Source organism: Gottfriedia luciferensis (genome assembly GCF_001712755.1).
Lineage (GTDB): Bacteria > Bacillota > Bacilli > Bacillales > Bacillaceae_G > Gottfriedia > Gottfriedia luciferensis_B.
Window position 1 is genome coordinate 1 of sequence record NZ_MDKC01000023.1, and the last position, 14,730, is coordinate 14,730.

Below are 14,730 nucleotides of genomic sequence, written 5' to 3' on the forward strand. Positions count from 1 at the left end.
GCTGTTCCAGTTGCTCCTGTCGCTCCAGCTGTTCCAGTTGCTCCTGTCGCTCCAGCTGTTCCAGTTGCTCCTGTCGCTCCGGCTGTTCCAGTTGCTCCTGTCGCTCCAGCTGTTCCAGTTGCTCCTGTCGCTCCGGCTGTTCCAGTTGCTCCTGTCGCTCCAGCTGTTCCAGTTGCTCCTGTCGCTCCGGCTGTTCCAGTTGCTCCTGTTCTCCCTCGTTTACCTCGATCTCCTTCTTTACCTCTTGGTCCTCTTGGTCCAACGCAACAACAGCAACAACAACACTTTTGACATTTATGACAATCATTACATTCACATTTTTGTTCTTTGTTTTCTTTACATTTACATTTGCATTTACATTCACTATCTTTATGCTTGTCTTTCTTCAAATAGGTCTCATCCTTAAATATTATTAGATATACTCCTCAAATAGCACTTATTGCCATATCACCAAAGTTATTTTATGGCATGTATATCTCATGTGTTTGAAGTATTTGCTTAGGTGTAAATTGGTATTTTTTTACAAATGCGTTCTATTAAAATAAAATATTGATATCTTATATTTGAAAAAAGACAGTCAAATTGACATTCCTTTTTAAAAACTTTTTCAACTATCCTGCCATTTACTTTAATAAAAAAAGCCGCATATTAGCAGCTTCTGATCTTCAACTAATGCATGCGTTAGTTGCATAAGATTTTAAATAAATAGGTAAAGAACAAAATCAGAGAACTCAGTGCCTAGATATATTTTTAGTTGAAATAGCTATTATTTACGGATCCACTGGTAGCTTTTTTTTCAAGACTTGTAAGTACAAAATAACCTGCTGCTATTCCAATTATTGCAATTAGTGTAGGTGTTGAACTTCCAAAATACCCTCCCATAATGTATTTCATTAAAGGATATTTCATAGAAATTAATTGTTTTAAGAATAAGTACGGCGTAATAACAAAATATAAAGTAGGAATTCCTAGTACAATAAATCGAACCCAATTGAATTTCCAATCTCCATGTTTGAAGAAGTTCTTAATATTATGAGGAATCGCCAACATTGCTCCAATAATTAAAGGAAACATAGTTTGAAATTTATAATAATCAAATAAATCATAGGTAACACCACTTTGCTTAAGAAGATTATTCTGATGCTTTAAACCAACTGAGATTACTATACCTAATACAATCAAATATAATAAATAACCTACTATCCTTTTAATTTTATCTCCCACCTAAATCCCCCTTGAACTTTACTTATATTGAACTAGCTAAGGTTAATATTAAACAATTATTACCACTATCCCTTTATTCAATTTAAAAATATGTTTGGTAATTATATAGTAGTACATTATTAATTTTTAATTGGAACCTAAAAAGTTGCTTATTTAGCAGCTCGTGATCTCAAACTAACGCATTAGTTAGTTGCATAAGCATATTAACAATAATCACCATTTTCGTCTATTCCAATTGGGAAGTAAGGCATACCATTCATTAATTCAAATAATTCATAAGGGTCTCCATCGTTTGATAGCCAATCAATTGTAAATATCTTTGGGTTAACATACTCGCTTGAACCATTTTTATTGTAATGAGCATTTAATTGATTGCACTTTAACCAATATTTCCTGAATACTGCAATAACACGTCCAGAACAGCATATAGGATCAAATTTTCCCATTATAAAATTCTCAATTTCTTCCTCAGATTTTCCTTCATTGAACAATTTTTCTCGAATTGAATCTAGTTTATCTTCTTCAAATGAAACAGCATTATCTAGTTCTTTTACATATTCATCAAATAAGTTTTTATAAGTTTTATTCATTTTTATCACCTGTATAGTTACAAACTTTATGAAAATTTTAATTTATTACACCAATAAAAACAACAATCCTTTATTCCACTAACCTGCCATTTACTTGTATAAGAAAAAGCTACCGAAGCAGCTTTAATGTTGTTCAACTAATGCATGCGTTAGTTGAATAAGGAAATTCATTTTAAAGACATTTAAGGCTGTAACAATACTTTCTTTCCATTAACAACTTCATAAATACTTAAATGTTTTTTTGCTGTAAAGTCAACGTAATACCATAATCTTAAATTATTGTTATAAGTAACAAGTGTAGCATCTGTATCTCCAACAATTATTTTGTCTGCTTCAGGATTAGTTATAGTACCAAAGTATAAAAAAGGTTTTTTATTGGACGAAATTACAAAATTTTTTTCTTCTCCAGTGGAGTATAATGTAGCACCATTAACTTGTTTCCACTTATTTTTATGTTTTTCTAAATAAACTAAATGAAAATGGGCTGTATTTTTATCAAAGTAAATAGTAATTTTTTCTGTGGGTACTATCTTAAGTTCATAAAAAGTTTCTTTTAAATCAGAACTCGAAGAACAACTTGATAAAATAAATAAAAATAGTAATGAAATAAATAATTTTTTCAAAAAATACAACACCTTCTTTCCATAAATACATCTTACTGGTTTATTCGATTATAGATTAAATAGTCCTTCCTTATGCAACTAACCTGCCATTTAGTTGCACAAAAAAGAGCTGCCGAAGCAACTCTTGTTGTGCAACTAACGCATGCGTTAGCCATCCATGAATCCTCAGATACACAACAGTGAATGGAAGTTTATATCGTACTCCCATGGTAGTTGCATAAGAATTTATTTATTTATTTTCCGATTCATTTATCAACTTACAAAGATATCCGACTTGTCTTTTGATAAAAAAGTTATGTAATAATTCTGCCCATCTATTGTAATTAAACTGCTGTGATATATGTTAGCTTACTATTATGGGTATTCATGTACTCAGATGAAGTTTCTCTAACTGCAATAAATTCTTGGCTTCTAGTGAATCATTTATTAGAAAAAATGTCCTTCTTAAAATGTTCTGACACAACAAAACGAGAATCCAAATAGTTATCAATGATGTCTTTCCTTATTGCTTCAATTTGGACTCAAGTATTAATTGAGTTGATTGAAAGTAGGTTCAACTAAGGCATGTGAAAATTACTCTTTAAAATATACTGCATAGTGAATAGGTTCTTCAAACCCTAACTTTTCTGCTAATCGTATTGAGCCAAAATTATCAATATCACATTCCCAACGAGGAGCTAAACCTTTATTTATACAATCTTGTATATACATTTTTGCAGCAATAAAGGCAAAACCCTTCCCTCTATATTCTTCTTTAGTTGCAATGTCTATTTCGGAGAATAATTCATTAGCAAATACAGATGTACACTCACATACAGACACTTCTTTATGTAAAACACAAATTCCAAAACCATTTTCTAAATAATTTGAAACAGAATCCCAGTAATGCTTATAGTAAATTGGTTTAAATCCAACATTTGACTGAAGTACATTTTCATCAATTTTTTTTAATGAATAGTCTTGTGGTAATTCATAATTATCTAGTATTTCTTCTTTAAATTTAAACGTAAAAGAATATCGATCCAACTTAGTTAATTTGTTATTTAAAAGGTCATTAATTAATTGATTCCAAGAACCTGATGAAGAATATAAAATAAAAGGTAATTCTTTCTCTTCTACTCTATCAATATAAAATTCCTTTATCCAATAGTTAAAAGAAATATTTGATGTTTCTCCAATTACACAGTAGAATCCTGATTTCGTACCAATAAAAATGGATTTTGGAGTTTCGATATGATCAACAAATACATCACCATCTACTATCTCTTGCAAAACTGAATAAACAAACGTAGGTGTATAATTTATTGAAATAATTAATGGGAAAATATTTTTATATTCTTTATTATTTAATTTAATCATTGATTCACCTTTCTTTATCGTCGTTTTTAAATTTTATTATGCCAACAATAGCTTTATGCCCATGCCATTAGCTTTGTTATCCTATTCGGCTAACATCACTAGAGTTCCTTCTTATCCGCTGTTATACTATTCAGTTAATCTGCCTAGCCACAACTAATGCAAACTACTCGATTACTTTCCAGGTTCGATAATGTTTGAACCAACTACCTCGGCAATCTTCTTGGGTACACCCAAATCAACTAAAGTTTCAGCATTTGTTTTTGGTTCTTTTCCACATCCTGCAAGTAATCCAATAGATAAAATACCGCATATTATTAATCTTTTTATATAATTCTCCTTCGTATAAAAACTCCTAACAAATGCTATTTCGTGAACAAACCAATTTTTACCTACTTTATTCTTCAACTAAACTGCCGAAAAAGTTTAAATAGACAAAATAAAAACCACTATTACAATTGTCTGTAATAGTGGTCAACTAATTTGTTACTAGAATATTACATTCAGTAAAGAACTTTATAATCTAGTAAACAAGAATTTTATCAAGTAAAGGACTTTTTTATCCAGAAATACGACTATATACTCTCTTTTTGTAGTTTCTTCGATATCATTATTTTCAACAAGGTCATCAATGCCTTTACTAATTACATTCCATAAAGGTGTATTTTCAAATTTTACATATGGAAGTGACATCCTATTTCCTCCTTGTGTCTTAGTTCAACTAAAGCATGCGTTAGTTGCATAAGGAATGTACTCTATTTAGCAGACCTTTTTTTCAAGAAAAGGAGACTAACAATGAAAACGACAATAAAAAGAACGAAGCCTTTTAGAGTGTCCATATGAATATAAAAGCCTCTAGCACGGATTATTGATAAAAGGACGACTGAAACAATTGCAGCAATTAGTGCAGACATAAATACATTTTTCAATGTCATATTAGTTTTCTTCCCCTCTGTTTTGTATAGGCCGATCCTTCAGTCCTCCATTTTGTTGAACAGTCTACTTAAATTCTTTTTGCCTCTTTACTTTTTGAATAAAATTTAGGACTAGAACTGAAGTAACAACTAATAGACATAAACCAATAATATTGATTCTGAAACCATTCTTAAAGAAATTAAAAGCATTTAAAATATTTGTGTTAAACAGAAGACCTAAAATATACAGCTACAATCACAAATAAAAGAATTATTTTCAATCTCTTATTTTTTTTAGAAAACATAACGTATAAAAGTGCCCCCGCAATTCCGATAAATGGAAAAATCTGTTCGAATAAATACACTACAATATTCCACATTCTCTTGTATAATGACTATTTTCTTAATCCAATTTTATCAAATCCCAACATCTTGGAGTAACCTTTTTCTTATATTCGTTATTCAACTAATCTGCCATTTACTTCAATAAAAAACGACCTGCAAGCAACTAGTGAAATTTAACTAAAGCACTGCTTTAGTTGTATAAGGAATGAATTTACGACTTATGCATATCCTCCATCTTTAATTCGCCATTTACCATTTTTACTATCTCTAACCAGAGTCCAACTGAAATCATCCATAGTTTTATTCGGTTCCCATCCTCCAACAACAGAAGGACCAGTTTTAATAGTAGCAAAGATCACAACCAGTTTTTACTGATTGACCAGATTTCGTTAGGTCTTATGATAGCGGTAGTCTGGGAAGAATATTAAATAGCTTAGACTTATCTAGAGCATAGGCTATTTAGTTACTGTTGCAGACATCTTGTTTAATCGGATGATAAAAGACGGCGATATTCATAAAGCGATATTCATATCCGGTGAACACTTCTTATTAATTTATTCCCCGTTCCTGGCGAAATCGATCCGCCGCTAACAGAGCGGTCCGGTAGCCGCCAGCGTCGCGGAGGGATTGACCGATAGTCGCGGCGCTCCTCTTGAAGCGTTGTTCGTTAAAGGCCTGATTTACAGCATCCCGCAGCTTGGCGGCGGTAAGCTTTGATTTGTTCAAAATGACACCTGCCCCCAACTTCTCTACACGTGCAGCGATAATAGGTTGATCGGCAGCATGGGGGATGAGCACCAACGGCACATCGTAGTACAACGCCTCAGATACGCTATTCATTCCGCCGTGACTTACAAATACGGCCGACCGTTGCAATACCTCCAGCTGTGGCACATACGGACGGGCAATTATATGGGATGGTGCGTTCCGGAAAAGTTCCATATCCGTATAGCGCCCCGCAGAGATCACCACCTGATAGCTCCCATCGCTGAAGGCATCCAGACATAATCGAAAGAAGGGTTCGCTCTTGGCTAATACAGTTCCCATTGAAATATAGACAACAGGCCTGTCATCCCCTTTCAGAGAGTCTAGTGGGAAGTCCGAATGGCTTTCACGTGTGGAAATGGATGGTCCAGAGAATACGTAAGAATGATCGAGGCGTTCATAATCCGGTTGGAAGTAAGTGCTAGTATAGACCAGATTCAGTTGGCCGGTCTGACAGAATACCTCATTGATTGATGGCCCCGATACGTCATATGTTTTGGCAAGATTGGCGGAAAGCCTCTTGATCTCGGGAATAAACTTTCCTCCCTTTAGGAGGTCGCCCACTTGTTTCAGCAGAGTCTCACCTGCCATCTTAGGTTTCTTACCCGTGGAAGCAAAGGAAGCATGTGAGGCAATGTTTGGCAGCTTAAGAAGTCGGGCTATTAAATTGCCCCAACCGAAAAGGGAGTCGTGGAACACAAAGTCGTAAGCCTCTTGCCGGGCCTGCTCCACTACCGTCGGCACGACATGGTTGGCGGAGTTAAGGAGCAAAACAATAAACTCTAAAAAATGAGAGATGTCCTCTTGACGTACGCCACCTAGGAAGTTTTCGAAGGGCTTAAAGACTGCCCCTGCGGCCTCCACTTTGACACGGGCATCCTCAGTGCTGTAGAAGTGTACCTCATCCCCGTCCTCACACCAGGCTTTAATGATTGGTAGCATGGGATTCACATGTCCTTCACCAATTCCACCAATTGCTAATATCTTTGCCATATTCATTCGCCCCTTATATGTAATCTTCAAAAGTTATTAATTAAGTGCTCATTGTAACTACTAATTTTAGTATGTATTAGGACTTATGTCTATTTGAACATTGGTAAACGTAATGGTAGTAAATCTACCTAGTATTCTCTTCTGAAAAAGGAATGGGAAGGTCGCAGTACCAGTCCCTTAGAGAGTGATTTAATTACTTAGATCATTATCTTTATGGGCTTTATTATTATAACGAATTATTGGTCTATTAAAAGTAATGAATCTTAAACAATCCTGCCATTTTGTTGAATCAAAAAATCGACTAAACAGCCAATTAAGTTGTACAACTAGAAATGCTTTAGTTGCATAAGAAATTATCTATTTTCTTTTTTCATACGAAAAATGATGCTCTTCTTCTTACATACTCTACTTCATCAAATATAAATTTTTTGAAAAACAGTTTAACCTCTTCCTCATAATCTGTAAATTCTCCAAGTCCATAGGCAATCTGCCATCTTGCCTCAAAGTCATTATATGATAAAGAATGTTTAGCTAATTCAATCAGTTGAGTAGGGGGATCAATTAACTGCTCAGTAATGTTCTCCAATCTCATTGTCCCTTACCTAAAATAAATAAAAATTTGTTAACTAAATTTGAACTCCAATTTCCAACTGGGATTTTTTCAATTAAGTTATTTGTAGTTTTTATATCCTATCCTAGTGAAAAAAATCAGTCTCCCATTCTACATAAGATTTCTCTACTTTCTTATACCATAAAACAAAACTCTCAATTTCTTTTATTAAATGAACCTCAAATTGTTTACCCATTTTAGACTCACTCCTACTTTATAGGACCATCAGTTTTGTTCAACTATTGCATGCGTTAGTTGGGTAAAAAAAATAGAGAAACTCACAGAATAAGTTTCTCTATAAATAGGTGATATTGGTAAAAAATTAAAACAAGAAATGTAATATTATTATATAAAAATTAATATCAATTGTTTTAGTTATACGACTTTCATTTTGGAAAATTATGTAAATAAGAAATCGGATATTCAGCTGAACATCTTGTTCAACTAAAGCATGCGTTAGTTAAATAATATCTATAAAAATCTTATAGGTTTATTGTCGGTTAAGTTCTAAACGCCAATTATTACATCTCATATAGCTACCAGGTGGGTATTCAAATTCACATTCTTTGATCAAACTGAAATTAAGTTTACTACAGATTGCATTTGAAGCAGGATTATCAATCGAAGGAAAAGCATGAATATATCTATATTTGTTTTCTACAGATGCTTCGTTGATTGCGAGGCTCACTGCATTTGTTGCAATCCCTTTCCCTTGAAAATTTGGTAGTACGCTCCAACCAATTTCATATACACTTTCACCGTTCCAAACTGTTTCCCAGAAACCAACAGAACCAACTGGTTTATATTCTGACAATAATTTTATACTAAACATACATCCCTTATCACTAAGGTTTAGATATCTATTATGGCGATTCAAAATCTGTTCTTTACTCTCTGGACCTCCGAGATGCTCCATCATTTCTGGTTGATTTATTTGAAAAAGTAAATCTAGATTTTTATCCTCCCAAGGCCTAATCTGAATAATGTGCTTATTAATTCGTTCCAAAATCTCCTTTTTGCCCCCTTATTTTCCTTAATAGGTATTACCACTTAAGAAATTAGAATTTGTTCTTAAGTTAACTTATATGTTTACATACCTTTTCCTTTTCTTATTTTTGTCAAATAGTAAGACAGGAGCTGATTGCTCAGCTCCTTAAGGTTGTACAACTAGCGCATGCGTTAGTTGATAAAGTTTTAATTATTTAATAATTCTTTAAGCTTTATCTTTAAATAATCTGGCAGGGGTTCTTTTAACATAAGATTTATTATATTTGCATTAGCTCCGTGAACTTTTAAATAGAAGAAAAGTTTATTTGCTTTTTCAATTCTATCCATAAGACTGTAAGCCACGTACCACACTTCTGGGCTACCAATTTGAATATTTTTCCACTCTTTTACCGATATTGTTGGCAAATTACAAACTCCATTTGATGTTTTAATTGAAAAATAACCTATTATTTCAACTTTAGGATTAACATTATGTACTAGAAATTTATATTTACTTGCAAACGGGTAATCTCCACTATCTATTTCTTTTATATCAAATGATTTAAGTACGTTTAATAATTCATTCTTTGGATTTTCAATTGTGATGTCCCAATCATTTACTTCATTAGTCAATCCTAAACTTAAAAGTAAACCACTGCCTCCTAGTGCATATTTAATATTATTTTGTTCTAATACTTTTACAACACTTATTAAATTTTTATAATCCATTTTGTAACTACACAACTCCCGGCTAAAAAGTTTATATAAATAGTATAATTATATACAAAGAATCCTTAGATAACTATACTGCCATTTAGGGCAATAAAAAATCGACTATTCATCTGATTTTACTGTTCAATTTATGCATAAGTTAGATCTAAAACTCTCAAAAAACTTTAGCCAAATACACAATTAAGATAGATTCGTCAACGATAGCAATAAATGTAAAAAATTACCAAGTAATATAATAGGTCAAAGTCATAGACAAGCTTGTCCTATTAAACATATGTATAAAATATGATAGTCCTGTTAAGGATTTCATTTAATTCTACTATTTCGAATGAAAGGGGGAAAAAAAATGACATTCAACCTTGCAACTTTTCTTATTGTAGTAGTACTTTTGGTTGCATTGCTTTTAGCATCATTACTGGGTGTTGAGCAAGCACCTATTTTAGCTGCTATCTGTGCAACACTTGGATGCAGTTAATCAATTGCACGTAGAATAAAGACGAGCCCATCTAAATTTGGGCAAAGCACCTAGAAGATATTTATATGATTTAATTATCTTCTAGGTTATTTTTAGGAAATTAAATTTTTTTCGAATTTATATAAAGGTGGGCTTTTAAAATGAATAATGATAAAGAGAATAGTGAGCAAACACCCGCTCAATCAAGTGATTTTAATGATTTTAAAAAAGAAAGTATTATAAAACTAGCAAATAAGCTTACGGCAAATGAAACTACTATAGATATGGGTTCAATTATGAGGATGGCACAAAACCTTTTTAAAGATGATTCGCTAATGAAATCTGTACAGGATCTTGGAATGATCAATCAGCCTAATTCAATTTCAGTTCAAAAATCCGCACCAAAAAAAGAAAATTTAGAGCTACCACTTAATAGTGAGTTATTAGAAAAAATATACAATGAATTTATCCAAATAAAATCAGAACTAGTTGAGATTAATGCAAATAATAAGACTTTAATTGAAATTTTTCAAAGAAAAGAAAAGAAAAACATAATATAAAACAATAAATTTTCTTAAAATGAATACTCTGTTAATGAATAACACTCTAAATTTTCAAATAACTTCTTTGAAAAGTTATTTTACTTTCTTAGCATTTCTCAAGCTTTAAAATGAAACCCCTACTGTTCAATTGTTTTATTTTGGTTTGCTGACTTTACAAATGGAGTCTTTATGGGGGGATTCTTTCCCAGCAATTGTCATTGAAGCTCCTATAGCTTTTATAAGAATCACTATAGGAGCTTCCATTTGACCTGCAAAAACGTTGAAAGTAGAGTCTTAACAATGGAAAAATATAGTCTAACTAATTACTGAATTGAATAAGCGATTGGTACTACCATTATAAATTCATCCAATTTTTATTCAACGAACCTGCAATTTAGCTCAATAAAAAATGGACTATTAAGTCGATCATTTTGTTCAACTAAAGCTTGCTTTAGTTGAATAAGAACACATCTTGCTAAGAACATAACGGTTAATCATATTAGTATTGTTTTGTTTGAAAAAATGATTTTTTCACGTACATTGTGTAGAACAAAATGAATAAGGAAAAAAGCATATTTCCAATGAGAGGTTGCTGACTATCTTGAATGGTTAAGTAAAAACTTATACTTCCGAAAAGTACAGAATATGAAATCATAAACCAAAATCCCCACTTTTTTAACCTAAAGTAACCAAAAATCATCAACAAAGTTATAAAAGCTACTATCACTCTAAAAAATGGTTCAGATACGTTTGAAACTCCAAATCTGTCGGCTATGCCAATCGAGTTAGTAGTTGCATTATAAAAAATGGAACTAATAATTAAAACTATGGAACCAAAAATATAAAAATAGCTAATCACTGAAATACCTAAAGGTTTTTTCAATAATTCCTCCTCCTTATAATTATTAATCACTCACCAAATATAACATAATTTACCAATTTTGTTTTACTCCTTATTGAACTAACCTGCCATTTACTTGAATAAAAAAATCAACAAGCTACCTTAACAGAAATTAAAAAGAGGCCGCTTATTTATCAGTTAATCTGACAGATAAGACAGCCCTTTTTTTTTACTTATTTATTTAGCAACTTCTTCTACAATTGCAATGACCATTTCAGCAGTTTTTACTAACTCTTTAATTGGCATTCTTTCATTTGTAGTGTGGATTTCTTCATAACCGATTGCTAAGTTTACGATTGGGAAACCGTGACCTGCGAATACGTTCGCATCAGATCCACCACCACTTTGTTGTAATGCAGGAGTACGTCCAATTTTTTCTGCTGCACGTTTTGCAACTTCAACAACGTGGTCTCCTTCACCAAATTTAAATCCTGGGTACATAATTTGAACTTCTACTTCAGCACGTCCACCCATTTCAGTAGCTGCTTCTTCAAAAGCCGCTTTCATTTTAGCTACTTGAGCTTCCATTTTTTCACCGATTAATGAACGAGCTTCAGCTAAAATATTCACTTGATCGCATACGATATTTGTTGCACTTCCACCTTCGAAACGTCCGATATTAGCAGTCGTTTCTTCGTCGATTCGACCAAGTGGCATTCTTGCAATTGCTTTAGAAGCAATCGTAATCGCTGAAACGCCTTTTTCAGGTGCAACACCTGCATGTGCTGTTTTACCATAAATTGTAGCAATTACTTTAGCTTGAGTTGGAGCTGCTACGATAATGTTACCTACTTCTTCATCGCTATCTAATGCATATCCAAATTTAGTAGTGATTAATTTTGGATCCATTGCTTTAGCACCATGTAATCCAGATTCTTCACCAACTGAGATAATGAATTGGATTTCACCATGTTCAATATTTTGTTCTTTAATGATTTTTACAGCTTCTAAAAATGCTGCGATACCAGCTTTATCATCTGCACCTAGAATTGTAGTTCCGTCAGTAACGATATATCCATCTTTGATTGATGGCTTGATTCCATTACCTGGAGTTACTGTATCCATATGACATGAGAAGAAAATACCGTCAACGCCTTCTTTAGTAGCAGGAATTGTAGCAACAATATTTCCAGCACCGTGACCTGTAACACCCATCGTGTCGTCTTCAAAAACATTCATTCCAAGAGCTTCTAATTTTTGTTTTAAAACCTTTGCAATTTCAGCTTCAAACTTAGTTTCAGAGTCTACTTGTACTAATTCTAAAAATTCATCGACTATACGTTGTTCATTAATCATTTGTGTCATGCCTCCAAATTGTATATGTAAAAAAATGTCTACAAAGGTATATTACCATGTTTTTTAGCTGGGCGCTTTTCATTTTTGTTTTTTAATACTTCTAAAGATTGAATAAGCTTTTTTCTAGTCATTCTTGGATCAATAACATCGTCAACTAAACCGTATTTTGCAGCAACGTAAGGATTAGAAAATTTCTCTTTATATTGTTCCATCCATTCTGATCGTAACTCTTCTGGTCGTTTACTTTGAGAGATTTCTTTTCCGTATAAGATGTTTACAGCACCTGCAGCACCCATTACAGCGATTTCAGCGTTTGGCCATGCAAATACTAAATCCGCTCCAATCGATTTACTATTTAATGCAACATATGCTCCACCAAATGCTTTTCTCGTAATGACTGTAACTTTTGGAACTGTTGCCTCAGAGTACGCGTATAAAAGCTTAGCACCATGCCTTATTATACCTCCATGCTCCTGTTTTACACCAGGGAAAAACCCTGTCACATCAACAAAAGTGATGATTGGTATATTAAAACTATCACAAAAACGAATAAATCTAGCCCCTTTATCAGCTGAATGTAAATCTAATCCTCCAGCCATAAATTTAGGTTGATTACAAACGAGTCCTACTACTTCACCATTTAATCTAGCAAATCCTATAACTAAATTTTTAGCGAAATCTTTTTGAACCTCAAAAAAGGAATCATCATCTACAATCATTTCTATTATTTTTTTAACATCATAGGGTCGACTACTTTCATCAGGAATTAGCTCCATTAAGTCATCTATATCTTTTTCAGTTTTCATTTTAGTAGGTGCTTTTTCTTTCCAATGAGCCGGTAAATACTCTATTAAATTTCTAACGACTTTAAGAGCTTCTTCCTCTGATTCAGCTTGGAAATGAGCATTACCACTTATTTCGTTATGGACTTTAGCTCCACCTAGATCCTCTGCAGTGATTTTTTCACCTGTTACACTTTCAATTACCTTTGGTCCAGTAATAAACATTTGGCTAGTTCCATTGACCATGATTACGAAGTCAGTAATTGCTGGGGAATAGACAGCACCACCAGCACAAGGCCCCATAATAACAGAAATTTGTGGTACGACCCCTGAATAAATTGTATTTCGATAAAAAACATGTCCATAACCATCTAAAGAAAGGACACCTTCTTGGATTCTAGCACCACCTGAATCATTTAAACCAATAATCGGAGCTTTACACTGTACTGCCATGTCCATTAATTGACTTATTTTTTTCGCATGCATTTCACCTAAAGCACCGCCGAACACAGTAAAATCTTGCGAAAAAACAAAGACCGTACGATCGTTAATTTTTCCGTAACCTGTGACAACTCCATCACATGCACCATTTTGTTCATCCATTCCAAAATCTGAACAACGATGCTGGACAAAACTAAATAACTCAACAAAACTCCCTTCATCTAATAGCATGTCTATTCTTTCTCGTGCTGTAAACTTTCCACGTTCATGTTGTTTCTCAATCCGTTCAAATCCTCCACCTTGCTCTATTTCAGATTTCTTTTCATATAGTCTATAAAGATCATCATACTTGCTCATTAAACTCCCCCCTTTTTTGAACAATTTCGATTAATACTCCGAATTGTTTAGGGTGTATAAAGGCAACTTTGGAACCCTCACTCCCATTTCGTGGTGAATGATGAATTAAATTGAATTGGCGTTTTTTTAGTTCTAATAGTGATTTTTCGATGTCATCTACTTGAAAAGCAATATGATGCAATCCTTCACCTTTTTTTTCAATATATTTATGTACAGGGTTCGTTGATGAAAGTGGTTGGATTAATTCAATATTAATTTTATTTGTTTTAAAAAATGCGACTTCTACACCTTCTTCTTCAACTATTTTTCGATATGAGTATGGTAAACCTAAATCGCCCTCATATTTTTTAATACTATCGTTTAAATTTTTTACACAGATTGCCATATGATCTATATTTGTGAACATTTTTTTGCCCTCTCCTTCAAATCAATGCTTTTTTTAGAAACATTATGAGATTTTTTATGTACTTTCATCTGTTCAAAAGTACATAAGCTATTATTTAAACAATATTCAAGAAAGTGGACAAACATGATTAAAAACCGTAGCAGTATACACCTGTATATTAAGAGATAACAAAGAAAATGAACTATGATTTTGAATCATGGAACCATTAAACTTAACACCAAAATTATTAAAAAAGTTCGACGGCATTCCCCTCACTTTTCTCTTTTCATAAAACAATATAACTACTTATCAATCGAGTGGTTAAATAAACCCGATATAAAAGACTTATTTTTCCAAAAAAAGTGAAATTATTGTAGTTTTTTGTAGTTTGTAAGCCTACTAGATTACATGATAATATTAGCTCGTTATTACT

18 protein-coding genes and 1 pseudogene are annotated in these 14,730 nt (G+C 32.9%); 2 read left to right on the forward strand and 17 right to left on the reverse strand.

The window, feature by feature from the left end:
* The 13 genes and pseudogenes from BED47_RS23740 to BED47_RS13160 form a co-directional block, all read right to left on the reverse strand.
* Nucleotides 1-389 (reverse strand): annotated as a pseudogene (locus BED47_RS23740) (hypothetical protein); the annotation flags it as partial.
* Between the two features lie 361 nt (nt 390-750).
* Complete coding sequence (locus BED47_RS13115; protein ID WP_069034027.1) at nt 751-1,224, reverse strand: hypothetical protein; 474 nt, start codon at nt 1,222-1,224, stop codon at nt 751-753.
* A 203-nt stretch (nt 1,225-1,427) separates the two neighbouring features.
* Entirely contained in the window at nt 1,428-1,814 is a 387-nt protein-coding gene (locus BED47_RS13120) for a hypothetical protein (RefSeq protein WP_069034028.1), read from the reverse strand.
* Nucleotides 1,815-1,996: 182 nt separating this feature from the next.
* Nucleotides 1,997-2,437: a hypothetical protein gene (locus tag BED47_RS13125; RefSeq protein WP_069034029.1), complete on the reverse strand. Its 441-nt coding sequence runs from the start codon at nt 2,435-2,437 to the stop codon at nt 1,997-1,999.
* 573 nt (nt 2,438-3,010) lie between these two features.
* Nucleotides 3,011-3,796, reverse strand: coding sequence for a GNAT family N-acetyltransferase (locus BED47_RS13130; protein WP_069034030.1), 786 nt, complete (start codon nt 3,794-3,796; stop codon nt 3,011-3,013).
* Nucleotides 3,797-3,967: 171 nt separating this feature from the next.
* A complete protein-coding gene (locus BED47_RS13135) occupies nt 3,968-4,201 on the reverse strand; it encodes a hypothetical protein (RefSeq protein WP_069034031.1) in 234 nt (77 codons plus the stop codon).
* Nucleotides 4,202-4,309: 108 nt separating this feature from the next.
* Entirely contained in the window at nt 4,310-4,486 is a 177-nt protein-coding gene (locus BED47_RS23745) for a hypothetical protein (protein ID WP_175403498.1), read from the reverse strand.
* A gap of 62 nt (nt 4,487-4,548) precedes the next feature.
* Nucleotides 4,549-4,728: a hypothetical protein gene (locus BED47_RS13140; RefSeq protein WP_069034032.1), complete on the reverse strand. Its 180-nt coding sequence runs from the start codon at nt 4,726-4,728 to the stop codon at nt 4,549-4,551.
* A gap of 542 nt (nt 4,729-5,270) precedes the next feature.
* Nucleotides 5,271-5,411, reverse strand: a complete 141-nt coding sequence (locus BED47_RS23750; protein ID WP_175403499.1) for a hypothetical protein — start codon at nt 5,409-5,411, stop codon at nt 5,271-5,273.
* Nucleotides 5,412-5,601: 190 nt separating this feature from the next.
* Nucleotides 5,602-6,810, reverse strand: a complete 1,209-nt coding sequence (locus tag BED47_RS13145) for a macrolide family glycosyltransferase (protein ID WP_069034033.1) — start codon at nt 6,808-6,810, stop codon at nt 5,602-5,604.
* 370 nt (nt 6,811-7,180) lie between these two features.
* On the reverse strand, nt 7,181-7,396 hold the full coding sequence (locus tag BED47_RS13150) for a hypothetical protein (protein WP_069034034.1): 216 nt from the start codon (nt 7,394-7,396) through the stop codon (nt 7,181-7,183).
* A gap of 514 nt (nt 7,397-7,910) precedes the next feature.
* Nucleotides 7,911-8,429 carry a GNAT family N-acetyltransferase gene (locus BED47_RS13155; protein ID WP_069034035.1) on the reverse strand — a complete coding sequence of 173 codons (519 nt, stop codon included), beginning with the start codon at nt 8,427-8,429 and terminating at the stop codon, nt 7,911-7,913.
* Between the two features lie 185 nt (nt 8,430-8,614).
* Nucleotides 8,615-9,136, reverse strand: a complete 522-nt coding sequence (locus BED47_RS13160; RefSeq protein ID WP_069034036.1) for a hypothetical protein — start codon at nt 9,134-9,136, stop codon at nt 8,615-8,617.
* Between the two features lie 349 nt (nt 9,137-9,485).
* On the opposite strand from BED47_RS13160, the gene BED47_RS24385 reads away from it, so the two are divergent.
* Together BED47_RS24385 and BED47_RS13165 are read left to right on the forward strand one after the other, a co-directional pair.
* A complete protein-coding gene (locus BED47_RS24385; RefSeq protein WP_286143842.1) occupies nt 9,486-9,614 on the forward strand; it encodes a hypothetical protein in 129 nt (42 codons plus the stop codon).
* Between the two features lie 140 nt (nt 9,615-9,754).
* Nucleotides 9,755-10,153 (forward strand): hypothetical protein, encoded by a 399-nt coding sequence (locus BED47_RS13165; protein ID WP_069034037.1) that lies wholly within the window; start codon nt 9,755-9,757, stop codon nt 10,151-10,153.
* Nucleotides 10,154-10,634: 481 nt separating this feature from the next.
* On the opposite strand, the gene BED47_RS13170 is transcribed toward BED47_RS13165, so the two are convergent.
* The 4 genes from BED47_RS13170 to mce all read right to left on the reverse strand — a co-directional run bounded on the left by BED47_RS13170 (nt 10,635) and on the right by mce (nt 14,318).
* Nucleotides 10,635-11,018, reverse strand: coding sequence for a hypothetical protein (locus tag BED47_RS13170; protein WP_069034038.1), 384 nt, complete (start codon nt 11,016-11,018; stop codon nt 10,635-10,637).
* Nucleotides 11,019-11,213: 195 nt separating this feature from the next.
* Nucleotides 11,214-12,332, reverse strand: a complete 1,119-nt coding sequence (locus BED47_RS13175) for a M20/M25/M40 family metallo-hydrolase (RefSeq protein WP_069034039.1) — start codon at nt 12,330-12,332, stop codon at nt 11,214-11,216.
* A 38-nt stretch (nt 12,333-12,370) separates the two neighbouring features.
* The gene (locus BED47_RS13180; protein ID WP_069034040.1) at nt 12,371-13,912 is read right to left on the reverse strand and encodes an acyl-CoA carboxylase subunit beta; all 1,542 of its coding nucleotides are present in this window, start codon (nt 13,910-13,912) and stop codon (nt 12,371-12,373) included.
* Nucleotides 13,899-14,318: a methylmalonyl-CoA epimerase gene (gene mce, locus BED47_RS13185; RefSeq protein WP_069034041.1), complete on the reverse strand. Its 420-nt coding sequence runs from the start codon at nt 14,316-14,318 to the stop codon at nt 13,899-13,901. The genes BED47_RS13180 and mce overlap by 14 nt, the downstream gene beginning before the upstream one ends.
* Nucleotides 14,319-14,730 lie beyond the last annotated feature (412 nt).